This window comes from Kitasatospora sp. NPDC049285, from assembly GCF_040678815.1.
Lineage (GTDB): Bacteria > Actinomycetota > Actinomycetes > Streptomycetales > Streptomycetaceae > Kitasatospora.
The window spans coordinates 64,059-88,671 of sequence record NZ_JBFAQR010000022.1; the positions used below are offsets into that span (position 1 = coordinate 64,059).

Here is a 24,613-nt window from a genome sequence, read left to right on the forward strand (position 1 = left end):
ACGGCGGGATGTCAGTCCCACTCCAGACCGCCGCGGCGCCAGACGTAGGCGTAGGCGACGAACACGGTGGCGATGAACAGCAGCATCTCGACCAGCCCGAAGATCCCCAGGGCGTCGAAGCTGACCGCCCACGGGTAGAGGAAGACGATCTCGATGTCGAAGACGATGAAGAGCATCGCCGTCAGGTAGTACTTGATCGGGAACCGACCGCCGCCCACGGGCTGCGGGGTCGGCTCGATGCCGCACTCGTACGCCTCCAACTTGGCCCGGTTGTAGCGCTTCGGGCCGGTCAGCGAGGCCATCGTGACGGAGCCGACCGCGAACGCCGCCGCGATGGCACCGAGTACGAGGATCGGCGCGTAGGCATTCATAGCCTCCGCTCCCTCCGTCCAGTCGTCCTTGACTGCAGATCGGAACCGACAGGTCACCGAGTGGTGAACCCGTGATCCACTTCGTGAGATCCGGCCTCATGTGAGGCAGTTCACAAAGCCCGGATCGAGCGCATCTTATGCCTGTCGGCTTGTGACTTGCACCACGCGGTTCCCGACGATCTTTGTGATATGCGCCACCTCGCAAACCACCATAGACCGTGGTCAGACCCCACTTATCCACCCAGTGCAGGCACTTGATCACATGCTGTGGCAAACCACCCTGAATCGACCCGTCATGAGGCCCGGCCTATATCAATCACGCCGCTGTCGAGGCAAATTTCGGACGATCCGGCACCCCGTGATAGGGGATCTCACTCGCCAGGTGGACACCCGAGGGCGGTCGCTTGACCCTTCGTTCACAAGCTCACAGGGCAGCGGTGCCGGGCGCCGCAGCGGTGCGGGGCGACGGCGGGGTGCGGTCCACCGCGCGGCGGCCCCACTCGGTGCCGGCGAGGACCGCCAGCGCGCCCAGCAGGGCGAGCGGGCCGGGGCGGTCGCCGGCCAGCGCGATGCCGAAGACCGCGGCCCACAGCGGCTCGGTGCCCAGCAGCAGGCTGACCCGGGACGGCGAGGTGGCCCGGACCGCCCACAGCTGGACGAAGAAGGCGAACAGGGTGCACAGCAGCGACAGGTAGAGCAGCAGGCTCCACCGGGCCCCGTCGAAGGACGCCGCCACACTCAGCGGGGACGGGCCGGCGAACGGCGCGGCCACGGCGAACACCGCGGTGGCGAAGGCCAGTTGGACCCAGGTCAGGGCCAGCGAGTCCACCCCACGGACGGAACGCAGGCGGGCCGTCGCCAGCACGTTGACGGTCCGGGCCACCGCCGCGCCCAGCACCAGCAGGTCGCCCGCGGACGGCGGCTTCAGCCCGCCGCCACCGGTCAGCAGCGCCACCCCCAGCACCGACAGCGCCGCCGCGGCCAGGAACGCCCCCGAGGGCGCGACCCGGCGCAGCGCGGCCTCGGCGAGCGGCGTGAACACCATCGTCAGGCTGATCACCAGCCCCGCGTTGGTCGCCGAGGTGTGCACCGCGCCGTAGGTCTCCAGCAGGAAGATCACGCCCAGCACCAGTCCGAGCAGCGCCCCGCCGCCCCACTGACGCGCCGTCAGCCCGCGCAGCCGCCGCCACGCCACCGCGCCGAGCAGCGGCAGCACCAGCCCGAAGCGCAGCGCCAGCACGGCCACCACGGTGTCCGGTTCGGCGACCCGCTTCACCACCAGGAAGCTCGACCCCCACACCACCGCCACCGCGAGCAGCGGCAGGTCGCGCAGGAGCGGGGGACGGGTGGCGGACGGCTCGGCGCTCATGGCACGGCTCCCGGGGGACGGCGGGGGCCCGTGCAGCGTCGAACGGACTGGTCGGCGCACACCCTCTCGTACGCGAAAGGCGGCGGGCAAGCGTTTTCCGCCTGCTCGCCGCCTGCTCGCTCGCCGCGCTTTTCTGCGGCTGCTCGGGCTCAGGCCCGCGGGGCCACCTTGGCCAGGCCGTTGATGACGCGGTCGGCGACGTCGCCGCCGCTCGGGTCGGTCAGGTTGGCGAGCAGCTTGAGGACGAACTTCATCAGCACCGGGTGGGTCAGTCCGCGTTCGGCGGCGATCCGCATCACCCGGTCGTTGCCGATCAGCTTCACGAAGGCCCGGCCGAGCGTGTAGTAGCCGCCGTAGACGTCCTTGAGGATCTGCGGGTAGCGGGCCAGCGCGCGCTCCCGGCCCTCGGGGGTGATCCGGGCCATGGCCTGAATGATGACGCCCGCCGCGATCTGGCCGGATTCCATCGCATAGGCGATGCCCTCGCCGTTGAACGGGTTGACCATGCCGCCCGCGTCGCCGACCAGCAGCAGGCCGCGGGTGTAGTGCGGCTGCCGGTTGAAGGCCATCGGCAGCGCGGCGCCGCGGATCGGCTCGGTCATGTTCTCCGGCGTGTAGCCCCACTCCTCGGGCATGCCGGCGCACCAGCTCTTCAGCACCTCGCGCCAGTTCAGGTCACCGAAGGCGGGCGAGGAGTTCAGGATGCCGAGGCCGACGTTGGAGGTGCCGTCGCCCATGCCGAAGATCCAGCCGTAGCCGGGCAGCAGCTTCTTCTGCCCGCCGCGGGTGTCCCACAGCTCCAACCAGGACTCGAGGTAGTCGTCGTCGTGCCGGGGCGAGGTGAAGTAGGTGCGGTAGGCCACGCCCATCGGCCGGGACTCGATCCGGTGCAGGCCCATGGCCAGCGACAGCCGGGTCGAGTTGCCGTCCGCGGCGACCACCAGCGGGGCGTGGAACTCCACCTCGCGCTTGTCCGCGCCGAGCTTGGCGGTGACGCCCGTGATCCGGCCGGTGCGGTCCTGGACCGGGCCGCTGACGTTGCAGTTCTCGTACAGCCGGGCGCCGGCCTTCTGCGCCTGACGGGCCAGCAGCTCGTCGAAGTCGGCGCGCTTGCGGACCAGTCCGTAGTCCGGGAAGGCGGACAGCTCCGGCCAGTCCAGCTCCAGCCGGACGCCGCCGCCGATGATCCGCAGGCCCTTGTTGTGCAGCCAGCCGTTCTCGGTGGAGACGTCGATGCCCATGTCCACCAGTTGCTTGACGGCGCGCGGGGTCAGGCCGTCACCGCACACCTTCTCGCGGGGGAACTCGGTCTTCTCCAGCAGCAGCACGTCCAGGCCCGCCTGGGCCAGCCAGTACGCGGTCGTCGCGCCGGCCGGACCGGCGCCGACCACGATGACGTCGGCGGTGGACTCGACGGCGGTCTCGGTCATGTGGGCTTTCTCCTGAGCGCGTCGGGGGTCATGGAGGTCGGCCCGACACTCCGTCACCTTCGGCGACGGATGCCGAACCCCGGCAGTCTACGGGGCCTTGAAGCCGCGGTGGAGGGCGACGATGCCGCCGGTGAGGTTGCGCCAGGCGACCTTGCTCCAACCGGCGCGCTGCAGTTCGGCGGCGAGCGCCGGCTGGTCGGGCCAGGCCCGGATCGACTCGGCGAGGTAGACGTACGCCTCCGGGTTGGAGGAGACCGCGGTGGCCACCGGCGGCAGCGCGCGCATCAGGTACTCGGTGTAGACGGTGCGCAGCGGCGTCCAGGTCGGGGTGGAGAACTCGCAGATCACCAGCTTGCCGCCGGGCTTGGTGACCCGGAGCAGCTCGCGCAGCGCGGTCTCGTACTCCTGCACGTTGCGCAGCGCGAAGGAGATGGTCACCGCGTCGAAGGAGTCGTCGGCGAACGGGAGCCTGGTGGCATCGCCCGCGGTGAGGGCGAGTTCGGGGTGGCGGGCCTTGCCCTCGGTGAGCATGCCGAGCGAGAAGTCGCACGGGACCACGTCGGCACCGGCCTCCAGGAACGGCAGCGAGGAGGTGCCGGTGCCCGCGCCGAGGTCCAGGATGCGCTGGCCCGCGACGGCACCCACCGCATCGGCCACCGCCCGGCGCCACAGCCGGGCCTGGCCCAGCGAGAGCACGTCGTTGGTGCGGTCGTACTTGGCCGCGACGTCGTCGAACATGGCGGCGACGTCCTGCGGCTGCTTGTCCAGATGGGCTCGGGTCACGACCCCATTGTTCACCTTGCGGGCCCGTCACCCGTCACCAGGGCTCACCGCAGAGCGCGGCGGCCCCCCTTGCGGCGCCGGCGGGACCGCTTCCCGTGCGTGATCGCGGGCATCCCCTCGGCGGCGAACGCCACCGCGAAGCCGCCCCGTCCGATCGTCCCGTCCGCCGGGTGGGCCCGCTTGAACCGTCGGATCCGGTACAGGCAGAGCACGCACAGCAGCACCGCCACCGGCACGCTGGTCTGCGCCAACCCGACGCCCACCGGCTGCGGATACCGCTTTCCGCACACCCGCACCGCGCCCGGGTCGTCCGCCGCGTGCTCCAGGCAGATCGCGTCGCCGACCTGGGCGTTCTCCGGCACCCACAGGTCCGCGGCGGCCAGCTTGCGGCCGTCCGCCAGGTAGCTGACCTGGCTGTAGGTGCCGCTGCCGCCCGGGAGTTGGGTGATCGTGCCCTGCACCCGCACCGGGTGCGCGTTGATCCGGTCCGCCTGGTCGGCCTGCCGCCAGCCCAGCAGGCACATCCCGAGCGCGACCACCGCGCTCAGCACCGCGCCGATGTACCAGCCGCGGCCCAGTCTCGGCCGAGCCGCCGCCGAAGCCGGGTACCCGGGCGGGCGGTCGGGGGTGGCGGCTCGCATGCGTCCTGTCCTGGCTCGGCAACGGGGGCTGAACCGGGATGTTATCCGCTGGCGGGTCCTCAGGTCACGGGGAGTCAGAACCCGCCGGTATGACCATCACCACGCCCCGCCTGCTTTCGGCCAGCGTCCGGGACACAGAACCACCGTGCGGGGCGCGGGACCACCACCGTCCGGGGCGCGGGACTACCGCTGCCCGGGGACGCAGGGACTACCGCCCGCGGTACAGCAGGCGTCCGCCCAGCACCGTCGCCAGACACGCTCCGCCGCGCTGCTCCCACTCCGCTACCGACCCGACCGCGAAGACCGCGAAGTCGGCCGGTCCGCCGACCGTCAGCGGCCGGTGCACGGCGGACGCCGGCGTCGCGTCCGCCAGCGGGTCGAGCTCGCCGGGAGCCGACGTGCCGTCACCGCCCAGCGGGTGCAGTCCGGATCGCGCCACGGCCGTGCGCACCGCCGCCCGTTCGAAGGGGCCGGTGACCGCGGTCGCGCCGTGGCCGAGCATCCGCTGCAGGCCGCGCCGGGCACTGGCGCCCCAGCGCTCGTCGGTCAGCTCCGCGGGGGGCGGCAGCGGCCGCTCCCCCGCCTCCTCGCGCGGGTCCGGGTGGTAGGCGTGCTCCAGCAGCCAGGCACCGTGCCGGTTGACCAGCCCCGGCACCAGCAGCCCGGGCCACTCCCGCACCCGCGCGCCGGCCACGTCCGCGAAGGGCCCGAGCCGCGCGATCGTCGCGCCGTCGACCAGCACCGCCCCGTCGACGATCGGCGAGGCGGTGGGGTCGGCCGGATCGGGCAGCAGCAGCGCGGCCCGGTGCAGCGTCAGCATGGTGAGGGTCGTCAGGAGGTGGCGAGGATCTTCAGCTCGGGGTGCGCGGTGCCGCCCTCGATCGCGGTGGAGGCGATGTGCGAGGCCACCCGCGGGTCGACCGGGTCGTTCGCCGGGTCGTCCAGCACCCGCAGGTGCTCGTAGGTGGTGGAGCGCTGCGCGGGCACCCGGCCGGCGGTGCGGATCAGGTGGATCAGCTCGTGCAGGTTGGAGCGGTGCTTGGCGCCGGCCGCGGAGACCACGTTCTCCTCCAGCATCACCGAGCCGAGGTCGTCCGCGCCGTAGTGCAGCGACAGCTGCCCGGCCTCCTTGCCCGTGGTGAGCCAGGAGCCCTGGATGTGCGCCACGTTGTCGAGGAAGAGCCGCGCGATGGCGATCATGCGCAGGTACTCGAAGACGGTGGCCTGGGTCGAGCCCTTCAGGTGGTTGTTCTGCGGCTGGTAGGTGTAGGGGATGAACGCCCGGAAGCCGCCGGTGCGGTCCTGCACGTCGCGGATCATCCGCAGGTGCTCGATCCGCTCGGCGTTGGTCTCGCCGGTGCCCATCAGCATGGTGGAGGTGGACTCCACGCCGAGCCGGTGCGCGGTCTCCATGATCTCCAGCCAGCGCTCGCCGGACTCCTTCAGCGGGGCGATCGCCTTCCGCGGACGCTCCGGCAGCAGCTCGGCGCCGGCGCCCGCGAAGGAGTCCAGGCCCGCGGCGTGGATCCGGGTGATCGCCTCCTCGATGGAGACGCCGGAGATCTTCGCCATGTGCTCGACCTCGGAGGCGCCCAGCGAGTGGATCACCAGCTGCGGGAACTCCGCCTTGATCGCCGCGAAGTTCTTCTCGTAGTACTCGACGCCGTAGTCCGGGTGGTGCCCGCCCTGGAACATGATCTGGGTGCCGCCCAGCTCCACCGTCTCCGCGCACCGCCGCAGGACCTCGTCCAGCTCCCGCGACCAGCCCTTGTCGCTCTTCGGCGGCACGTAGAAGGCGCAGAACTTGCACGCCGTCACGCAGACGTTGGTGTAGTTGATGTTCCGTTCGATGATGTACGTGGCGATGTGCTCCACGCCTGCGTACCGCCGCCGGCGCACCGCGTCGGCCGCCGCGCCCAGCGCGTGCAGCGGCGCCGAACGGTACAGCTCCAGCGCCTCGTCGGGGGTGATCCGGCCGCCCTCGGCCGCACGGTCCAGAACGGCCTGCAGCTCGGCGGCGGAAAGGTTCTGCTCGGACACCTTGCGGGCCTGCTTTCTTCATCGGAAGGGCGACCGAACCAGCCTACGCCAGCGTATTTCCGGGCCCGCTCACCCCTGCTTCCGCAAGTCCCCGGCCGGGTCGCTGCCCAACGGCGCCTCGCTGACCTGCAGATGGATCGAGGTCCCGTCACTCGCCGCGGTGTACGTCTGCTTCTCCGGGGCGCCGGTGCACCCGGCCCCGTCGCCGTCCGACCGCTCCTGCAGCACCACCTTCCCGGGCTCCGCGGACAGCAGGGTCAGCACGCCCGCGCAGACCGTGTCGCTGAGCTCCGAGGCGTTGCTGGTGCGGCCGACCTGCTCGCCGACCTTGCCGCCGGTGAAGGTGACGGTGAAGTTGGACTCCAGCGGCACGATCTTGGTGGTGATCGGGCCCTTCCAGGTGCCCAGGAAGGAGTCGGGAAGCGATTTCCCGTTGCCGCTCACGGCCGGCGACCCGGTGCTGCCGACCGGGGCGGCGGAGCTGCCGGTCCGCGGCGAGGGGTCGGCGGTGCCGCTCGGTTCGTCGGACGCCGAGGCGCTCGGGTCGTCCGAGGCGTCCGCGCCGTTCGAACCGCCGTCCGCCTGGTCCTGGCCGGGCGAGTGGGAGGACGAGGCCTCGGCCTGCCAGGGCAGGTTGTCGGTCGCCGCGAGCGTCCCGAACACCGTGGCCACCAGCACCGCGACGGCCGCCACCGCGCCCCAGATCCGGTTCCGCCGCGCCCGCCCGGTCGAGGTGACCGCGTCCGGCGCCCCGCCCGGGCCGCCGTCCAGCACCGTCGGCATCCGGTCGGCGAACCCGCCCGGACCGGTCGGCCCCCCGACGCCACTGCCCACCGGGTCGGCTGACGGCACGCGGGCTGACGGCAGGTCGGTTGACGGGCCGTTCGCACCGATGCCGGTCGCAGGGGTCCCAGCCGCGGGGGTGCCGAGCGGCGGTTCCGCCTCCAGGTCCAGCAGTTCGACGGCGGCGCGGCCCACGGCGGCGGCCAGGGCGGGCGGCAGCCAGCCGCCGGGACCGACGGCTCCGGCCGCGCCCGGGGCGAGCCGGGCGCGCAGCTCGGCGGGGGTGGGACGGCGGGCCGGGTCCTTGGCCAGGCAGTCGGCCACCACGGCGGCCAGCTCGCCGTGCAGCCCGGTGAGTTCGGGCTCCTCGTGGATCACCCGGTAGAGCAGGACGGCGGCGCTGACGCCCTCGCCGAACGGGGCCTTGCCGGTGGCGGCGAAGGCCAGCAGCGCACCGAGCGAGAAGACGTCACCGGCGGGGCCGACCGGCCGCCCGCCGGCCTGTTCCGGCGACATGAACCCGGGCGAGCCGACCACGTACCCGCTGTGGGTGAGCGCGGTGGCGGCGTCCAGCGCCCGGGCCACCCCGAAGTCGATCAGCCGCGGCCCGTCCAGGGTGAGCAGCACGTTGGACGGCTTGACGTCCCGGTGCACCAGTCCGAGCGTGTGCACCTGTTCCAGCGCCTCGGCCAGCCAGGCCCCGAGCGCGTGCACCGCGGGAGTGGGCAGCGGGCCGCCGCCGCGCACCGCCGTGCCGAGCGAGGGTCCGGCGACGTACCCGGTGGCGACCCACGGGCGGGGGCCCTCGGTGTCGGCGTCCAGCACGGGGGCGGTCCAGCGTCCGCCGACCTGCCGGGCGGCGGCCACCTCCTGACGGAACCTCGCCCGGAACTCCGGGTCGTCGGCGAGCTCCGAGCGCACCGCCTTGACCGCCACGGTCCGCCCGCCCGCCGTCCGGCCGAGGTACACCCGCCCCATGCCGCCGGCCCCGAGCCGCCGCAGCAGCCGGTACTCCCCGATCCACGACGGATCGTCAGTTCCCAGCCGCTCCACGCCACTTCCTCCCCGACCGGACCAATGGCCCCCCAATGGCCCGACAATCACAAAGTGATCGTCAGATCAGTCATTTCCCTCGACCTTCCCATAATGATCATCAGACCCATAATGATCACCGGGTCACCGGTCGCAGCCGTTCAGACCACCGCCGCGGGCACGGGCTCCCACAGCCGGATCTCCACATCCCCCGGGAAGCCGCTGTCATGCGCGACCCGGCGCGCGAACTCGGCGATCCCGGCGAGCTGCCGCTCCCCCAGCGAGAAGTCCAGCGCCTCGCTGAAGTACCGCTCCAGCAGCGGCGCGTCGAAGGCCTCCCAGCGCGCCGCCTGCTCCGCCACCATGGCGGCCTCGGTCAGCGAGAGGTCCCGGGACTCCAGGAACGCCCGGTGAACGGCGGCGGTCAGCTGGGGGTGCTGCTCGGCGTAGTCGCGGCGGGCCGCCCAGACCGCGAAGACGAACGGCAGTCCCGTCCACTCCTTCCACATCGCGCCCAGGTCGTGCACCGCCAGCCCCTGCCGGGGCGCCTGCTCGAGCGAGGCGCGCAGCGCCGGGTCGCCGATCAGCACCGCGGCGTCGGCGTCGGCCAGCATCGCGTCCAGGTCGGGCGGGCAGCTGAAGTACTCCGGCCGCACCCCCTCGCGCTCCTCCAGCAGCAGCCGGGCCAGCCGCACGGACGTCCGACTGGTCGAGCCGAGCGCCACCCGCCGGCCGTCCAGCTCGGCCAGCGGGCGCTTGCTGACGATCACGCAGGACATCACCGGGCCGTCGCTGCCGACCGCGATGTCCGGAAGCACCATCAGGCGGTCGGCGTTGCGCAGGTACTCCACGCAGGTGATCGGGCCGATGTCGAGTTCGCCGGCGACCAGCCGGTCGCTCAGCTTCTCCGGGGTGTCCTTGCTGAGGTCCAGATCGAGCAGGTTCCCGGTCCGCGCGAGGCCCCAGTAGAGGGGTAGACAGTTGAGGAACTGAATATGCCCGACCCGCGGCCTGACCGCCGCCGCCGGGTGGTCGGCATCCCGACTGCTCACCGTGTGCTCCCTTGCCGTTAGTGCTCCACCGGCAGGGTATGCCCGCTGATTGGGACGGCTCGCATCCGGTGCCCGACACACCGTCCCGCACCGTCGTTAGCCCCTGGTCGGGGCCGCGCCTGCGTGCTACCGTTCACGTCAGTTGCAGTTTGATTCCCCTTGCAGTACTTGGAGCCTGCGGAGCATGTAACCGCAGGCTTTTTGTAATTTTTCAGCAGTATCCGCATCAATTGAGCATTGATTGAGCACTGTGCGAAAAAACTCCGGACTCGTCCGGAGGCGGGGCGATCAGCGCAGCGGACCCGGGCGCCACAAGGTGTGGCGTCCACAACGTCCCTCGCAAGGAGAACGGTATGGCGACCGGAACCGTCAAGTGGTTCAACGCCGAGAAGGGCTTCGGCTTCATCGCCCAGGAGGGCGGCGGCCCCGACGTCTTCGTCCACTACTCCGCCATCAACGCGACCGGTTTCCGCTCGCTGGAGGAGAACCAGGCGGTCAGCTTCGACGTCACCCAGGGCCCGAAGGGCCCGCAGGCGGAGAACGTCGTCGCGATCTGACATCTCTTCACATCTGATCGCTCACGGCCCCTCGGGTCCGTAACGAGTTGCAGTTCCCAAGGGGGCCTCGCCGGCGGCGGGCCCCCTGCCCTTTTCCCGCCCGCACCACGCCTTTCCCTTCGGGCTTTCCCGGCAGGCCTTTCCCGGCAGGGCTTTCCCCGGCCGTTCTCCGGCCCGATCCCGCCCCCGATGCCATCCCCCGATCCCGGCTCGTTCTCCCGGCCCGTTCTGCGGGCTCGGTCTCCCGGCCTGTTCTCCCGGCTCGTTCTGCGGGTGCGATGCCGGCCTCCCGACCCGGTCGATCGGCCCGAGGGCCCCCGGGAGATCATCGAGCCATGGACCGAATCCGCGCCGCCCACCGCGCCCTCGACCGCGCCCTGCGCCGGATCGGTATCGACACCTACCTCGTGCTGCTGCTGTGCACCGTCGCCCTGGCCACCCTGCTGCCCGCCCGCGGCGCAGCCGCCACCGCCGCCGGTGACGCGGTCAAGCTCGCCGTCGCCCTGCTCTTCTTCCTGTACGGCGCCCGGCTCTCCCCGCAGGAGGCGCTGGCCGGCGCCCGGCACTGGAAGCTGCACCTGCTGATCCTCGGCTGCACCTTCGTGCTGTTCCCGCTGCTCGCCGAGGCCACCCGGCTGCTGCCCGACGCGGTGCTGCCCCCGCAGCTGTTCACCGGCGTGCTGTTCCTCACCCTGCTGCCGTCGACCGTGCAGTCCTCGATCGCCTTCACCTCGATGGCGGGCGGCAACGTCGCCGCCGCGATCTGCGCCGCCACCTTCTCCAGCCTGCTGGGCATCGTGCTCACCCCGCTGCTCGCCGCCTGGCTGCTCTCCGGCGCCACCGGGGTCGCGGTCGACGGCGGCCAGGTGCTGGACATCGTGCTCCAGCTGCTGGTCCCGTTCGCCCTCGGCCAGCTGCTGCGCCGCTGGGTCGGCCCGTGGATCGCCCGCCACCGGCTGGTCACCCTGGTGGTGGACCGCGGTTCGATCCTGCTGATCGTCTACGTCGCCTTCAGCGAGGGCGTCCGCGAGGGCATCTGGAGCCGGGTCACCGTCGCCCAGCTGGCCTGGCTGGCCGTCATCTCCCTGGCCCTGCTGGCCGCCGTCCTCGCCTTCACCCACCTCGCCTCGCACCGCCTCGGCTTCGCCCGCCCCGACCGGATCACCATCCAGTTCTGCGGCTCCAAGAAGAGCCTGGCCAACGGCCTCCCGCTGGCCACCATCCTCTTCCCCGCCACCACGGTCGGCCTGACCGTCCTCCCGCTGATGCTCTTCCACCAGCTCCAACTGATGGTCTGCACCGTCCTCGCCCAACGCTGGGCCCGGCAGGCGCGGTAAGCCACGCGCTCAGCCCAGCGGGGTGCGGTGCAGGCTGATCAGCAGGCGCCAGACGCGGCCGGCCAGTTCGTCCGGGGTGGCCTCGACCAGGCCGTGCAGCCAGTCGGCGAAGACGCCGGCGAATGCCGCGGCGACCGCGGACGCCACCAGCCCGGGTTCCGGTGCGCCCGCCAACTCGCGCTCGCGGCGGCTGTGTTCGCGCAGGTCGCGGTGGAGCACCTGCCCCAGCGGGCCGCCGCCGCCCGGGGTCATCAACTCCCGGTAGAGCCCGGCGTGCGGGGCCACCTCAGTGAAGAACTCCCCCAGCGCGGGCGGCGGGACGGCCGGGTCCGGCACCCCGCGCCAGGCGTGCAGCGCGTCCACCGCCGCGCGGACCACGTCCGCGCAGGCGTCCACGGCCAGCCCCGACAGGTCCGCGTAGTGCAGGTAGTACGTGGCCCGGCCGACGCCGGCCCGGCGGACCACCGACGCCACGCTCACCTCCGCCAGCGGACGGTCCGCGCACTCCGCGAGCAGCGCCGCCCGCAGTTTCGCCCTGGTCCGCTCGGCCCGCGGGTCCCCCGCCGCGGTGCGCCCCTCCGGCCGTCCGTCCGTACTCATCCGGTCATCATCGCTCATCCGGCGATGAGCACCGCGGTGAGCGCCAGCGCCCCCGGCACTGCCTGCGCGAACAGGATCCGCCGGTTCGCGGTCACCGCGCCGTACACACCCGCGACCACCACGCACACCAGGAAGAACACCCGCACCGCGAAGCCGGTCGGGTCGTCCGCGACCAGGCCCCACACCAGGCCCGCCGCCAGGAAGCCGTTGTACAGCCCCTGGTTGGCCGCCAGCGGCGCCGTCTTCCGGGCCAACTCCGCATCGAACCCCGACAGTTCACGCCCCGGCCGGCGCTCCCACAGGAACATCTCCAGCACCAGGATGTACGCGTGCAACGCGGCCACCAGGCCCACCAGCACCGCAGCCGTGATCCCCACTACAACCGCCTCCTCATCATGGACAGGCGTCCAGCATACATGGACGACTGTCCAGAATCCCTCCCGCTAAGGTGTCCGCGTGACTTCTCTGCCGGACAGTCCGCAGCGCCCCGTCCGCGACCTCGAGCGCGAAGCCGCCGTGACCCGCCTTCAGAACGCCTACGTCGAAGGGCAGCTCACCCACCAGGAGATGGACGAGCGCCTCCACCGGGCGCTCACCGCCACCACCCCCGCCGACCTCGCCGCGGCCACCGCCGCCCTCCCGGCCGAGGAACCCGCCCCGGTCTCCACCATCACCGCCGCCACCGGCCGGATCACCCGCCGCGGCGCGTGGCGCGTCCCCCGCACCCTCAAGGTCGACTCCGCGTTCGGCCGGGTCCGCCTCGACCTCTCGCGGGCGGTGATCGACCACCCCGTCACCGACATCGAGATCAACATCGGCACCGGCCGCGCGAGGATCACCCTCCCCCGCAACGCCGTGGTCGACTTCGAGGGCGTCCGCACCACCTGGAAGGACCTGCGCTACCGGCCCCCACGCCACCGCCCCACCCCCGACGCCCCGGTCATCCGCCTCACCGGAGTCATCGGCTTCGGCCGCCTCAAGATCCGCCACGCCAAGCACTGACCGCCCGCCCGAGGTCAGAACCCCGCCGTATCCACCCGCAGCCCGAACGGCTCCGGCAACGCGATCGGTTCACCGAACGGAAGCGGGCCGATCGCCCGCGTGTATCCGAGTTCGCCCGGCTCCGAGAAGAGCGTCCAGGCCCGGTCCCGCCGGTCGATCAGCAAGTACAGCGGCGCTCCGTACTCGGCGTACCGCCGCGGCTTCACGAGCCGGTCGGTGTCACCGTTCGAGTTCGAGGTCACCTCGACCACCAGCAGCGTCTGGTCCGGCAGCAGCGCGCCGCCGTCCTTGGCCAAGGTGCGCGGAACCACGGCGACGTCGGGGATGAACCAGTTGCTCGACCCTGGCAGATCGAGGTCGCCGGAGCCCATGATGCACTCGAGTTCCCGCACCTTCAGTCGGAGTTGGTCCCGAACGTCGTCGGCGACCGCCTCGTGGTCCCATCCCGGCGTCATGGGCGTGATGACTCCCTCGATGATCTGGACGCGGTCGCCCGCGTGGTGCTGGATCGCGTACTTCAGCGCCAGCTCCGGATCGACGCGGTCGTAGTGCCGCTCGCTCGGCAGTGCGGTCATCGGCCCCTCCTTCGCCGCCTCCACGCTATCGACCCGAATCCTCAACTCCCAGGATCCTCACCCCAACGAGCGACGGCCCGCACCGTGGGAGGGTGCGGGCCGTCGCGGCGGGTGGGGCGGTCAGGCGGCGACGGGGTCGCTCGCGGTCTGGGCCGGGATGGGGGTGGTGGGGCGGTCCTCGGTGAGGAGGTCGCCGGTGGGGGCGTTGTAGGCGGCGAGGTCGAGGGTCTTCTCGCGGGCGGAGACCAGGATCGGCACCACGACCTGCCCGGCCACGTTGGTGGCGGTGCGGATCATGTCGAGGATCGGGTCGATGGCGAGCAGCAGGCCGACGCCCTCCAGGGGCAGGCCCAGGGTGGAGAGGGTCAGGGTGAGCATGACGATCGCGCCGGTGAGGCCGGCCGTCGCGGCGGAGCCGATCACCGAGACGAACGCGATCAGCAGGTAGTCGCCGATGCCGAGGTCGATGCCGTACACCTGGGCCACGAAGATCGCGGCGAGCGACGGGTAGATCGCGGCGCAGCCGTCCATCTTGGTGGTCGCCCCGAACGGGACGGCAAAGCTCGCGTATTCGGACGGAACGCCCAGGCGCTCGGTGACGCGGCGGGTAACCGGCAGGGTGCCGACCGAGGAGCGGGAGACGAAGGCCAGCTGGATCGCGGGCCAGGCGCCCTTGAAGAAGTTCAGCGGGTTGAGGCCGCCGACGAAGCGCAGCAGCAGCGAGTAGACGCCGAACAGGACGATCGCGCAGCCGACGTAGACGTCGACGGTGAGGGTGGTGAACGGCTTGAGCAGGTCCCAGCCGTAGACGGCGACGGACTTGCCGATCAGGCCGAGGGTGCCGAGCGGGGCGAGCCGGATGACCCACCACAGGGCGGTCTGGGTGAGCTCCAGGACGGCCTCGGAGAGCTTGGCCACGGGGGCGGCCTTCTCGCCGAGCTTGAGGAGGGCCGCGCCGACCACCACGCCGAGGAAGACGATCTGGAGGACGTTCACCTTCAGGAAGGCGTCGGCGATGTTGGTCGGGATGATGCCGGTCAGGAAGTCGACCCAGCTGCCGGCCTTGTCGACGCCCTTGACGCCCTGGGTGGAGAGGTGGGCGCCCTTGCCGGGGTCGGTGAGCAGGCCGAGGCCGAGGCCGACGGCGACCGCGATCAGCGAGGTGGCGAGGAACCAGAACAGGGTGCGGGCGGCCAGCCGGGCGGCGTTGGTGACGTTCCGCAGGTTGGCGACCGAGACGATGATCGCGGTGAAGACGAGCGGCGGCACGGCCAGCTTGAGCAGTTGGACGAAGGTCTTGCCGATGGTGTCCAGGGTGGTCTTCAGCCAGGACACGTCGCCGGACCGGGCGATCCAGCCGAGCAGCAGGCCGAGGACCAGGCCGCCGACGATCTGGGCCCAGAACGGGGTGCGTCGGAGGCGTCCCAGCAGGGTGGGCGCGGGCGCGGTGGACATGGGTGTGCGACTCCGGGGGGAAGGGCGGTGACGGGGGGGAGGAGGCGGGGCGGCGGCACGGCGGACGCGGAAGCCGGGCTCACGGGCCCGGAGTTCCGACAGGGGAGGTGTCGGGGCGTCAGGAGAGGCGTGCCGCCCGCATACAGCCGCCGGAGCGACAGCGACACGGGCCGTCCACGGCGCCGGACAGACGCGGGCAGCGCGGCATGAGCGAGGTGCTCATCCCGGGCTGGTCAGCGGCGTCTGCGGCGGTCATGGCCGGAAGATTAGCAACAAACCTTTGAGATGTTCAAAGTACTTGTTTGAGGACGAGCTTTGACGCTCATCAGTTATACGTATAACTTGAGGGCACACACCGCCTGCCGAGAAGGACGCCCCATGGGCTACGCCGCGCTGCTCCGCGCCCCGCACGTCACCCGGCTCCTGGTGGGCACCCTGGTCGGCCGGCTGCCCGCCGGGATGACCGCCCTGGTGATCGCCCTCGCCCTGCGCGAGGCCGGCACCCCGTACAGCCGGATCGGCCTGGCCACCGCCGCGTACGCGATCGCCGCCGCGATCGGCGGGCCGGTGCTCGGCCGGATCGTCGACCTGACCGGGCAGCCCCGCGTCCTGCTCGCCTCCGCCGTCGCGGCCGGCGGCGGCTACGCGCTGCTCGCCCTCGCCCCCGGCTCCCCCGTCGCCGCCCCGCTCGGCGCGGCGATCGCCGGCCTCTGCATGCCCCCGCTCGAACCCTGCCTGCGCTCGCTGTGGCCGGACGTGGTCGACGAGGAGCAGCTGGACACCGCGTACGCCTTCGACTCCGCCTCGCAGCAGGTGCTGTACGTCGCCGGGCCGCTCGCCGTCGCCGGGATCGCCGCCGCGTTCGGCCCGTCCACAGCCCTGTGGACGGCCGCCGCGCTCGGCCTGCTCGGCGCGCTGGTGGTCGCCACCTCCGCCCCCGCCAGGGCCTGGCGGGCACCGAAGCGGGCCGCCTCCGCCGGGCTGCTCGGACCGCTCCGCTCCCCCGGACTGGTCCTGCTGCTGCTCGGCCTGGCCGGGGCCGGCTGGACGGTCGGCGCGCAGAACGTGCTCTTCATCGCCTACGCCGAACAGCACCCCGGCGGCCTGCCGGGCGGGGCCGGCACCCTGCTCGCCCTCGCCGCCCTCGCCGGGCTGCTCGGCGCGCTCGCCTACGGCACCGCGACCTGGAAGGCCGACACCGCCACCCGTACCTGGGTGCTGGCGCTCGGCATGGCCGTCGGCTACCTGCCGCTGTTGCTGCTGCCCGGACCGCTGCCGATGGCCGCCCTCGCCTTCCTGTCCGGCCTCGGCCTGGCCCCGCTGCTCGCCGCCGCCTTCGTCCTGGTCGCCGAACTCGCCCCCACCGGCACCGTCACCGAAGCCTTCGCCTGGCTGGTCACCCTCTTCGCCACCGGCAACGCCGCGGGCTACGCCGTCTCCGGCAGCCTGGTCACCACCTCCCTCCACGCCGTCGCCCTCTGCGCCACCGCCGGCATCACCCTCGGCGGCATCCTCCTCCTCACCACCCGCACCCGCCTCCGCCTCACCCCGGCCACCGCCACCGCCTGACGGCGGGTCTACGGATCGGGGATACACCGATCGTCTGACGGTCCAGGTCGGCGGAGCGCACCGCCCGGTCCCGACTCCTGCGAATCGACTCGCGTGTCGCCGCTGCCACCTGCTTGGATGCGCCGCATGACGACGAGGATCGAACTGCCTGCGGGCTACGAGGTGTCCACCGATGCGGCGCGGCTTGACCGGGGGGCGGTGCATCGGTGGTTGGCCGAGGAGTCGTACTGGGCGGCGGGGCGGGCTCGGGAGACGCAGGAGACCGCGATCGGGAACTCGCTCAACTTCGGGGTGTACGAGGTGGGGAGCGGGGCGCAGGTGGGGTACGCGCGGGTGGTGACGGACGGGGCGACCTTCGGGTGGCTGTGCGACGTGTTCGTGGCGGAGGAGGCGCGGGGGCGGGGGCTGGGCACGGCGCTCGCCGCCGCGGTGCGGGACCACCTGGCGGGGATGGGGCTGCGGCGGCTGATGCTGGCGACCCGGGACGCGCACGAGGTGTACGCGAAGGTCGGGTTCGAGCCGATGGCGGCGCCGGAGAAGTGGATGATCATCGGCGCGCAGTGACGCACCGTCAGGCGGACGTGGAGCGGCGCACCAGCAGCGTGGTGGCGAGCGGCGCGGTCGCCGTCGGCGGGGCGCCGTCCAGCAGCGCGACCAGGGTGGCGAGTCCGGTGCGGCCGAGCTCTTCGCCGGGCAGGTCGACGGTGGTGAGCGGCGGGCTGAGCAGTTCGGCGACCGGGATGTTGTCCATGCCGACCACCGAGAGGTCGGCGGGGATCCGCAGCCCGAGGTCGGCGGCGGCCCGGTAGACGCCGGAGGCGACCACGTCGTCGTCGCAGACCACCGCGCGGGGGCGGTCGGGGCCGGCCAGCAGCTCGCGGGCGGCCTGCTCGGCGGCCTTGCTGCCCTCGTTCAGGCTGACGCCGACCTCCAGGACGTCGAGGTCCGCGCCGGCCGCCTCGAACGCGGCCTGCCGCACCCGGAAGGTGTACGCGGAGTGCACCGAGCGCAGGCGGCCGATGCGGCGGTGGCCGAGCGCGGCGAGGTGGTCGACGGCGGCCCGCATGCCGGTGGCGAGGTCGAGTTCGACGGTGGGGCGGCCGGGGTTGGCGGCGGGGTCGGCGTCCAGGTAGACGGCGGCGGTGTCGGCGGGCAGCTCGCCGAGCTGGCGGTCGTCCGGGGAGCAGATCAGCAGGCCGTCGAAGCGGCCGGCGCCGGCGGCCTCGGCGAGGGTGGCGGCGTCCCAGCCGCTGCTGACGACGACGGCGAGGCCGTGCCGGGCGGCCTCCTGGTGGACGCCGGTCAGCACCCGGCCGAAGAACGGGCCGAGCAGGTTGGGGACGGCGAGCAGCACCATGCCGCTGCGGCCGAGCCGCAGTTGGCGGCCGGCCGCCTGCGGGCGGTAGCCGAGTTCGCGGGCGGCCCGGTGGATGCGCTCGCGGGTGGCGTCGGAGACCCGGTGGCCGGTGGTGCCGGAGAACACCAGGGAGACGGTGGCCTGGGAGACGCCGGCCAGCCGGGCCACGTCCCGGCCGGTCGGGCGGCGGCGCGCCGCGTCGCCGGACGGGTGGTCCGACACGTCGTCAGCCGGCCTGCGCCTGCTGGGCGGCGGCGCGGGCGGCGTCGTCCGCCGCGTCCTCGGCGGCGTCCCGGTCGGCGGCGCGGGCCTTGCGGGACTCGACGCGCTCCGCGATCTGCGCGGACATCTCGTCACGCTGCTTGCTGAGGACCACGTAGCTGATCGCCGAGGAGGCCACGGCGGCCAGCGCGAAGAGGATCAGCACGCCGAGCGAGCCGACCACCGGGATGACGCCGAAGTGGCCGAGCAGCAGCGCGACCAGCAGGCAGCCCAGGAAGATGCTCACCCGCAGGGAGGTGTAGCGGAGCGTCGCGTGGTTCTTGCTGCTCACGGGGCTTCGTCCTTCACTGCCGGGTGGCGCGACGGTGCGCGCGGGGGTAATGGCCCTCCCAGTGAAGCACGACCTCACACCCGTCGGTCGCGCAGGTCGAGCCACATCGTCACGTCGTCGCGCTCGTCGCCGGGCGCGACCCGGATCCCGCCCGGCACCCGGCCGACCTCGACGTAGCCGCTGCGGCCGTAGAAGGTCTCCAGCCCGTGGCCGCCGCGCAGGGTCAGCCGCAGCCCGGACAGGCCCCAGCCGCGGGCCACCCGCTCGGCCTCGGCGAGCAGTTCGGCGCCGTAGCCGAGGCCCTGGAAGTCGGGGTGCACCATGACGCGCTTCAGCAGCCGCCAGTGGTCCATCAGGTCGAAGCGCATGGACTCGAAGAAGACCACCGCGGCCAGCCGCCCGTCCGGCGCGTAGCCGACCAGCAGTCGGTCCGGGCCGAGGCCGTCGAACTGCTTCTTCGCGGTCGGGCCGACGTCCTCGACGGTCACCGGCGGGACGAAGCCGACGGCGCCGCCGGCGTTGGACACGTCGGTCCACAGCGCGACCACCGAGGCCTGCAGGTCGGGGGTGGGCTCGGGGTCGAGAACGAAGCGCAGCGTCATGGTCGTCCAGGCTACGCGGTCATTACCGCGGTCTGCTTCACCCGGCGCAGGGCCACGCAGCACCCGACCGCGATCACGCACAGGGCGCCGGCCGCGTACCAGGTGGCGTCGTAGTCGCCGAACCGGTCGCGGGCCAGGCCGGCCAGGCCCGCCACCGCGGCGGCGCCGATCTGGTGGGCGGCGAGCACCCAGCCGAAGACGATCGGGGCGTCCTGCCCGAAGTAGCGGCGGCAGAGCGCGACGGTGGGCGGGACGGTGGCGACCCAGTCCAGGCCGTAGAAGATCACGAAGGCGAGCAGCGGCGGGCGCAGCGCGTCGCCGAACAGCTGCGGCAGGAAGAGCAGCGAGAGGCCGCGCAGCGCGTAGTACGTGATGAGCAGGCGGGTGGAGTCGAAGCGGTCGGTGAACCAGCCGCTGGCGATGGTGCCGACCACGTCGAAGACGCCGACCAGGGCGAGCAGCGAGGCGCCGGTGGTGACGGGCATGCCGTGGTCGTGCGCGGCGGGGATGAAGTGGGTGCCGACCAGTCCGGCGGTGGTGGCACCGCAGATCGCGAACGAGCCGGCCAGCAGCCAGAACGGGGTGGTGCGGGAGGCCTCGCGCAGCACCCGCAGCGAGCGGACCAGCGCGGAGCCGTCGGTCCGCGGGGGCGGCGGTTCCTCGGTGGCGCCGTAGGGCAGCAGTCCGAGGTCGGCGGGGCGTTCGCGCATCAGCACCAGGACGGGGACGGCGACGGCGGTGGCGGCGAGCGAGATCACCACGACGGCGGTGCGCCAGCCCTGGTGCTCGACCAGCGCGGCGAGCACCGGCATGAAGACCAGGTTGCCGGCCGCGCCGGCGGCGGTCAGCACGCCGGTGACCAGTCCCTGCCGGGCCTGGAACCAGCGGCCGGAGATGGTGGTGGCGAACGCGCCGGCCATCGAGCCGCTGCCGAGTCCGACCAGCACTCCCCAGCACAGGATCAGCTGCCAGGGCTGCGTCATCAGGATGGTGAGGCCGGAGCCGGTGGCTATGGTCAGCAGCGCGCAGACCACCACCAGGCGCACCCCGAAGCGGTCCATCAGGGCGGCGGCGAACGGGGCGGTGAGGCCGTAGAGGGTGAGGTTGACCGAGACGGCGCTGGAGATGGTGGCGTGCGACCAGCCGAACTCGTTGTGCAGGGCGTCCATCATCAGGCCCGGCGCGGAGCGGAATCCGGCCGAGCCGACCAGGACGACCAGCGAGACGGCGGCGACCACCCAGCCGTAGTGCAGCCGGGGGGTGCGGCGGGGCGGGGCGGGGCGGTCGGCCTGCTCGGCGGTGGTGGTCAGTTCTGTCACCTGCCCGAGTCTCCCGGCCGGGGCCCCGCCCGCGCGACGGGGTTTGCTGCCAAAGAACGCACAGATCCTGACGCCGGGCCGGCGGTTCAGTGTCCGCCGGCCACCGGGAGGCCGTCGGGGACCCGGCGCAGGTTGCGGATCGGCGGGCTGAGCAGCAGCGCCGCGGCGGTGCCCACGGTGACCAGGCCGCCGAGGGCCAGCACCTGGTGGGCACCGAAGGCGTTCATGGCGGGTCCGGCGAGCGCGGAGCCGAGCGGGAACATGCAGACCGAGCCGGCCACCTCGTAGGCGTGGATGCGGTTGAGCACCTCGCCGGGCACCTGGGTCTGCACGCTGGTGGCCCACATGACGCCCCAGAAGCTGATGCCGATTCCGGAGACCAGCTGGGCGGCGCCGAGCACCGGCCAGGGCAGGTCGAGGGCGAAGGCGAACTGCTGGACGGGGAAGGCGAGGACGGCGACCGCGCCGGCCGCGAGCGGGCGGGCCGGCTTGATCCGGATCGCGATCAGGCCGCCGACCACGGTGCCGGCGCCGAACATGCCGTAGAGGACGCCGTAGACGGTGGCGCCGTGCTGCGGGATCACCAGGCCGGCCACGATCGGGTTGAGCGGGCCCCAGGACAGCACGGTGAAGGCCATCCAGATCACGATCACGCCCCACATCCAGCTGCGGGCGCGGAACTCGTGCCAGCCGACCACCAGGTTGCGCCACAGGCTGTCGCCGGGCGGCGGGGCGGGGACCGGGCCGAGCCGCAGCGCGAGCAGGCAGGCGGCGCTGACCGCGTACATCACGGCGGCGATCACCATCACCCAGCCGCTGGAGGCGGCGGCCAGCACGCCGGCCAGCGGGGGGCCGGCCAGGGTGGTGAGCGCCTCGGAGATCCGCAGCACGCCGTTGGCGCCCTGCACGTCGCGGGCGACCAGCGGGACGGTGGAGGCCGCGCCGGGCTGGAACATGGCGGCGGCGGTGCCGGCCAGAGCGAGCAGCAGGTAGAGCTGCCAGAGCTGGTCGACGCCGCGGAAGAACAGCACCGCGAGCAGCACCCGGGTGGTCAGGTTGAGCAGGTCGGCGAAGATCATCAGCCGCCGGGCGGTGAACCGGTCGGCGAGCACCCCGCCGACCAGCACCAGACCGGCGAACGGGGCGAGCAGGAAGGCCATCGCGTAGCCGACCGTGGAGGCGGAGTGGCCGGAGGTCAGCAGGCCGGTGGTGACGGCCACCGGGAGCATCGCGTCGCTCAGCAGGCCGGCCGAGCGGGCGGTGAAGTAGAGCCGGAAGTTGCCGGACCAGATGGCCGGGCCGACGGGGGTGCCGAGCGGTGGGGCGGAGACGGCGGGGTGCAGTTCGGGTGCGGTCACGGCCTCAGTTTTGGTGTAGACCACCACCGTTTTCCAGTGATTTTGGGTCACGATGCGGCTTCCCCGCGGAGCCCGGACGGCAGCCCGCCGTGCGCACCCCGAGCACGGCACGGCGGACCGCCGTCCAGGGTGGCGTCCGTGCCCTGAAGCAGCGACGCCGCGCCCCGTGTTCGCCGAGGTTCCGGGCGGCGGCAGCCAACGACCCCCTGTGTCGGCACCGCCCGGTCTCCCTCGGCGTCCCCTCGCAACGGAGCGCCGCACCCAAGAGTGATCAGTCGGATACGTCACGTCAATGGGTTGTCGGAAATTCGGAAGGATCAACGGAGGCGCGGGCGGCGCGCGACCGGCGCGGCCGAGCGGATCAGCGCGCCGAGGCCATCGGCTCGGCCGCGGCCACCGGCTCCAACGCGTCCGCGCAGAGCGCCGGGCCGGAGCGGTCGATCTCGCACCAGACCCGCTTGCCGGAGCCGTCCGGGTACCAGCCCCAGCGCTCGCACAGCAGCTCCACCAGTTCCAGGCCCCGGCCGTTGGTGGCGTCGGCGTCCGGGCCGGCGTGCCGGGGGGCGGGCGCGTCGTGGCTCGCGTCGGCCACCTCCACCCGCAGCGCCGCCGACGGGGCGTCCGCCCCGACCGGCAGGATCAGCCGCAGCACGGCCGGACAGCCGGTGTGCACCACGGCGTTGGTGACCAGTTCGGAGACCACCAGCACCAGGGTCTCGGCCACCGGCGCGTCCGGGGAGATCCCGTTGCCCTGCAGTCTGGCGCGCACCCAGCGCCTCGCGCGTCCGACCTCCGCCGGGTCCGCCTGGACCGCCAGCTGTACCTGAAGTACCTGCACCGTTCCACCACCCGCACTCGGTATTCGGCCCGCCATGGCATCGACACGAATACGCCTCAGGATGATTCCGTCGCGGGGGCGGAGCAAGAGCTTCGGGCATATTCCAGCGTTCGGGGGACGGCGCGGTGCATACTGTCCCGCTCACCTTGCCGGGCTTCGCACGACCGGTCGGTGCCGCTACCCCGCGGGTGCTAAGACCGTACCGCCAAAGGGCGTTCGCCCCTGGCGCGCCACGAGCGAACAACCCCTCCTACATATGTCCAGCGCGCCTCGAACGCCGGACGCGCGCGCCACCCGGCGCGCGCGTCGTGACCGCTCGTCAGACCTGAGCCGCCGTCAGGCGAAGACCACCGTCCGCGAACCGTTCAGCAGCACCCGGCGCTCGCTGTGCCACTTCACCGCGCGGGCCAGCGCCTGGCACTCGACGTCGCGGCCGATCGCCACCAGCTGGTCGGGGGTGACGTCGTGGGTGACCCGGGCGACCTCCTGCTCGATGATCGGGCCCTCGTCCAGGTCGGCGGTGACGTAGTGCGCGGTGGCGCCGATCAGCTTGACGCCACGGGCGTGCGCCTGGTGGTACGGCTTGGCGCCCTTGAAGCTCGGCAGGAAGGAGTGGTGGATGTTGATCACGCGGCCGGACAGCGCCTTGCACAGGTCGTCCGAGAGCACCTGCATGTAGCGGGCCAGCACCACCAGGTCCACCCGTTCCTCGGCGACCAGGTCGAGCAGCGCCTGCTCCGCCTCCGGCTTGGTGTCCCGGGTGACCGCGATGTGGTGGAACGGGATGCCGTACGACTCGGTCAGCTCGCGGAAGTCGGTGTGGTTGGAGACCACTCCGACGATCTCCACCTGCAGCGCGCCGATCCGGGTGCGGAACAGCAGGTCGTTCAGGCAGTGCCCGAACTTGGAGACCATCAGCAGCACCCGCATCCGCTCCGCGGACTCGTGGATCTGCCAGTCCATCCGGAACGAGGCGCCGATCGCCGCGAAGCTGGCCCGCAGCTTCTCCGCCGTCACCGGCTCCTCGGCGGAGAAGTGCACCCGCATGAAGAACAGCCCGGTCCCGGAGTCGCCGAACTGCTGGCTGTCGATGATGTTGCAACCCGTCATGAACAGGTAGCTGGAGACCGCGTGCACGATGCCCTGCTTGTCTGGGCAGGACAGCGTGAGGACGTACTGGGAGCTGGCGGTCTCTTCCATCGTGCGGGGGCCCCGTTTCTCGGCTCGGGTCTTGACAGCGGGGGACCAGCCTGGCACAGATCGGCCCGGCCGTGTTCGGCTGCCCGCCACCCGAGACCGCCGGGGTTCAGAGGGTCGCGGTCAGCTCCCGCAAGGCGTCCAGGCCCACCGGCGGCAGGTCCGGGTCGTCGCCGTCGTTGACCGCCAGCCGGAAGTGCGCCTCGCGGGCCGCCTGCACCGCCTCCGGCCAGTCCTGGTGGCCGAGGAAGAGCGCCGCCGGGGAGTCCGGGCCGACCTGGTGGACGATCCGCAGCACCCGCAGCACCGCCGCGTCCACCGCGACCGCCTCCGCGGAGTCCCGGAAGATCGAGCCGACGTACTTCTCCGCCGACCAGCGGTCCAGCCAGCTGTCCTCGACCAGGCGGTACACCGCGTCGGCGAGGTCGCCGTACCCGGCGACCTGGCCGTGCAGCCAGGCCGCCTGCTGGAAGCCGGGGTCGGAGAGCATGTGCAGCGCCGAGCGGATCCGCGCGCGCCAGCGCCACCAGGGCAGGTCAGTCAGGGGCATGCCGCCCATCGTGCTTGAGCGGCCGCCGGTTCGAGAAGAGGTTCGGGCAGACCGATACCGAGAATCCATGCTGTCTGACACGGGAAACGATCGTACGTTCCCGATCCGTACGACTTCTACACGCGTCACCGATCGTCACCTCCCCGTGTTCCTCCCCCGTTGGCGATCAGTTCACATTGCGTCCCTCTCGGCTTGCCCGGCCCCGACCAGTCTTGGTCAGCCGAACCTGCGCAATGGAGCACG

At 72.5% G+C, this 24,613-nt stretch carries 26 protein-coding genes; 5 read left to right on the forward strand and 21 right to left on the reverse strand.

The genetic code is table 11. The annotated features are described in order from the left end of the window. Nucleotides 1-11: 11 nt before the first annotated feature. The 9 genes from AB0K51_RS16740 to AB0K51_RS16780 form a co-directional block, all read right to left on the reverse strand. A complete protein-coding gene (locus AB0K51_RS16740; RefSeq protein WP_033822576.1) occupies nucleotides 12-371 on the reverse strand; it encodes an NADH-quinone oxidoreductase subunit A in 360 nt (119 codons plus the stop codon). A gap of 424 nt (nucleotides 372-795) precedes the next feature. After that, nucleotides 796-1,740, reverse strand: a complete 945-nt coding sequence (locus AB0K51_RS16745; RefSeq protein ID WP_363455268.1) for a DMT family transporter — start codon at nucleotides 1,738-1,740, stop codon at nucleotides 796-798. Between the two features lie 149 nt (nucleotides 1,741-1,889). Further along, nucleotides 1,890-3,170: a geranylgeranyl reductase family protein gene (locus AB0K51_RS16750; protein ID WP_363455271.1), complete on the reverse strand. Its 1,281-nt coding sequence runs from the start codon at nucleotides 3,168-3,170 to the stop codon at nucleotides 1,890-1,892. Nucleotides 3,171-3,257: 87 nt separating this feature from the next. Next, a complete protein-coding gene (locus AB0K51_RS16755; RefSeq protein WP_363455274.1) occupies nucleotides 3,258-3,953 on the reverse strand; it encodes a demethylmenaquinone methyltransferase in 696 nt (231 codons plus the stop codon). Nucleotides 3,954-3,997: 44 nt separating this feature from the next. Continuing rightward, complete coding sequence (locus tag AB0K51_RS16760; protein WP_363455277.1) at nucleotides 3,998-4,594, reverse strand: hypothetical protein; 597 nt, start codon at nucleotides 4,592-4,594, stop codon at nucleotides 3,998-4,000. Nucleotides 4,595-4,802: 208 nt separating this feature from the next. After that, entirely contained in the window at nucleotides 4,803-5,414 is a 612-nt protein-coding gene (locus AB0K51_RS16765; protein WP_363455280.1) for a hypothetical protein, read from the reverse strand. 11 nt (nucleotides 5,415-5,425) lie between these two features. Further along, nucleotides 5,426-6,634, reverse strand: a complete 1,209-nt coding sequence (gene mqnC, locus AB0K51_RS16770) for a cyclic dehypoxanthinyl futalosine synthase (RefSeq protein ID WP_363455283.1) — start codon at nucleotides 6,632-6,634, stop codon at nucleotides 5,426-5,428. A 69-nt stretch (nucleotides 6,635-6,703) separates the two neighbouring features. Beyond that, nucleotides 6,704-8,470 carry a protein kinase gene (locus tag AB0K51_RS16775; protein WP_363455286.1) on the reverse strand — a complete coding sequence of 589 codons (1,767 nt, stop codon included), beginning with the start codon at nucleotides 8,468-8,470 and terminating at the stop codon, nucleotides 6,704-6,706. A gap of 140 nt (nucleotides 8,471-8,610) precedes the next feature. After that, nucleotides 8,611-9,501, reverse strand: coding sequence for a menaquinone biosynthesis protein (locus AB0K51_RS16780; RefSeq protein ID WP_363455289.1), 891 nt, complete (start codon nucleotides 9,499-9,501; stop codon nucleotides 8,611-8,613). A 353-nt stretch (nucleotides 9,502-9,854) separates the two neighbouring features. On the opposite strand from AB0K51_RS16780, the gene AB0K51_RS16785 reads away from it, so the two are divergent. Both AB0K51_RS16785 and AB0K51_RS16790 read left to right on the forward strand, forming a co-directional pair. Continuing rightward, nucleotides 9,855-10,058 (forward strand): cold-shock protein, encoded by a 204-nt coding sequence (locus tag AB0K51_RS16785; protein ID WP_043915662.1) that lies wholly within the window; start codon nucleotides 9,855-9,857, stop codon nucleotides 10,056-10,058. Between the two features lie 335 nt (nucleotides 10,059-10,393). Further along, entirely contained in the window at nucleotides 10,394-11,395 is a 1,002-nt protein-coding gene (locus AB0K51_RS16790) for a bile acid:sodium symporter family protein (protein WP_363455292.1), read from the forward strand. A 9-nt stretch (nucleotides 11,396-11,404) separates the two neighbouring features. Here the strand turns inward: AB0K51_RS16790 and AB0K51_RS16795 are convergent, their stop codons facing one another. Both AB0K51_RS16795 and AB0K51_RS16800 read right to left on the reverse strand, forming a co-directional pair. Continuing rightward, nucleotides 11,405-11,995, reverse strand: coding sequence for a TetR/AcrR family transcriptional regulator (locus tag AB0K51_RS16795; protein ID WP_363455295.1), 591 nt, complete (start codon nucleotides 11,993-11,995; stop codon nucleotides 11,405-11,407). A 14-nt stretch (nucleotides 11,996-12,009) separates the two neighbouring features. Next, nucleotides 12,010-12,372, reverse strand: a complete 363-nt coding sequence (locus AB0K51_RS16800; RefSeq protein ID WP_363455298.1) for a DUF1304 domain-containing protein — start codon at nucleotides 12,370-12,372, stop codon at nucleotides 12,010-12,012. Nucleotides 12,373-12,451: 79 nt separating this feature from the next. On the opposite strand from AB0K51_RS16800, the gene AB0K51_RS16805 reads away from it, so the two are divergent. Beyond that, nucleotides 12,452-12,997, forward strand: a complete 546-nt coding sequence (locus AB0K51_RS16805; protein WP_363455300.1) for a DUF1707 domain-containing protein — start codon at nucleotides 12,452-12,454, stop codon at nucleotides 12,995-12,997. A 14-nt stretch (nucleotides 12,998-13,011) separates the two neighbouring features. Here the strand turns inward: AB0K51_RS16805 and AB0K51_RS16810 are convergent, their stop codons facing one another. Together AB0K51_RS16810 and AB0K51_RS16815 are read right to left on the reverse strand one after the other, a co-directional pair. Continuing rightward, a complete protein-coding gene (locus AB0K51_RS16810) occupies nucleotides 13,012-13,572 on the reverse strand; it encodes a Uma2 family endonuclease (RefSeq protein ID WP_363455303.1) in 561 nt (186 codons plus the stop codon). A gap of 120 nt (nucleotides 13,573-13,692) precedes the next feature. Continuing rightward, on the reverse strand, nucleotides 13,693-15,027 hold the full coding sequence (locus AB0K51_RS16815; protein ID WP_363455305.1) for a dicarboxylate/amino acid:cation symporter: 1,335 nt from the start codon (nucleotides 15,025-15,027) through the stop codon (nucleotides 13,693-13,695). Nucleotides 15,028-15,405: 378 nt separating this feature from the next. Between AB0K51_RS16815 and AB0K51_RS16820 the strand changes: the two genes are divergently transcribed. Together AB0K51_RS16820 and AB0K51_RS16825 are read left to right on the forward strand one after the other, a co-directional pair. Continuing rightward, nucleotides 15,406-16,596, forward strand: a complete 1,191-nt coding sequence (locus AB0K51_RS16820) for an MFS transporter (protein ID WP_363455306.1) — start codon at nucleotides 15,406-15,408, stop codon at nucleotides 16,594-16,596. Nucleotides 16,597-16,722: 126 nt separating this feature from the next. After that, entirely contained in the window at nucleotides 16,723-17,160 is a 438-nt protein-coding gene (locus AB0K51_RS16825; RefSeq protein ID WP_363455309.1) for a GNAT family N-acetyltransferase, read from the forward strand. A gap of 7 nt (nucleotides 17,161-17,167) precedes the next feature. Here the strand turns inward: AB0K51_RS16825 and AB0K51_RS16830 are convergent, their stop codons facing one another. From AB0K51_RS16830 to AB0K51_RS16865, 8 genes are all read right to left on the reverse strand, one after another. Further along, nucleotides 17,168-18,175 carry a LacI family DNA-binding transcriptional regulator gene (locus AB0K51_RS16830; protein ID WP_363455312.1) on the reverse strand — a complete coding sequence of 336 codons (1,008 nt, stop codon included), beginning with the start codon at nucleotides 18,173-18,175 and terminating at the stop codon, nucleotides 17,168-17,170. Between the two features lie 4 nt (nucleotides 18,176-18,179). Next, the gene (locus AB0K51_RS16835; RefSeq protein WP_363455315.1) at nucleotides 18,180-18,506 is read right to left on the reverse strand and encodes a DUF4229 domain-containing protein; all 327 of its coding nucleotides are present in this window, start codon (nucleotides 18,504-18,506) and stop codon (nucleotides 18,180-18,182) included. A 74-nt stretch (nucleotides 18,507-18,580) separates the two neighbouring features. Beyond that, nucleotides 18,581-19,108, reverse strand: a complete 528-nt coding sequence (locus AB0K51_RS16840) for a GNAT family N-acetyltransferase (RefSeq protein ID WP_363455318.1) — start codon at nucleotides 19,106-19,108, stop codon at nucleotides 18,581-18,583. Nucleotides 19,109-19,119: 11 nt separating this feature from the next. Continuing rightward, nucleotides 19,120-20,418 carry an MFS transporter gene (locus tag AB0K51_RS16845; RefSeq protein WP_363455384.1) on the reverse strand — a complete coding sequence of 433 codons (1,299 nt, stop codon included), beginning with the start codon at nucleotides 20,416-20,418 and terminating at the stop codon, nucleotides 19,120-19,122. Between the two features lie 95 nt (nucleotides 20,419-20,513). Then, on the reverse strand, nucleotides 20,514-21,785 hold the full coding sequence (locus tag AB0K51_RS16850) for an MFS transporter (RefSeq protein WP_363455321.1): 1,272 nt from the start codon (nucleotides 21,783-21,785) through the stop codon (nucleotides 20,514-20,516). A 361-nt stretch (nucleotides 21,786-22,146) separates the two neighbouring features. Next, nucleotides 22,147-22,623, reverse strand: coding sequence for an ATP-binding protein (locus tag AB0K51_RS16855; RefSeq protein WP_363455324.1), 477 nt, complete (start codon nucleotides 22,621-22,623; stop codon nucleotides 22,147-22,149). Between the two features lie 336 nt (nucleotides 22,624-22,959). Then, nucleotides 22,960-23,823 carry a formyltetrahydrofolate deformylase gene (purU, locus tag AB0K51_RS16860; protein ID WP_363455327.1) on the reverse strand — a complete coding sequence of 288 codons (864 nt, stop codon included), beginning with the start codon at nucleotides 23,821-23,823 and terminating at the stop codon, nucleotides 22,960-22,962. A 106-nt stretch (nucleotides 23,824-23,929) separates the two neighbouring features. Beyond that, on the reverse strand, nucleotides 23,930-24,370 hold the full coding sequence (locus AB0K51_RS16865) for a hypothetical protein (RefSeq protein WP_363455330.1): 441 nt from the start codon (nucleotides 24,368-24,370) through the stop codon (nucleotides 23,930-23,932). Nucleotides 24,371-24,613 lie beyond the last annotated feature (243 nt).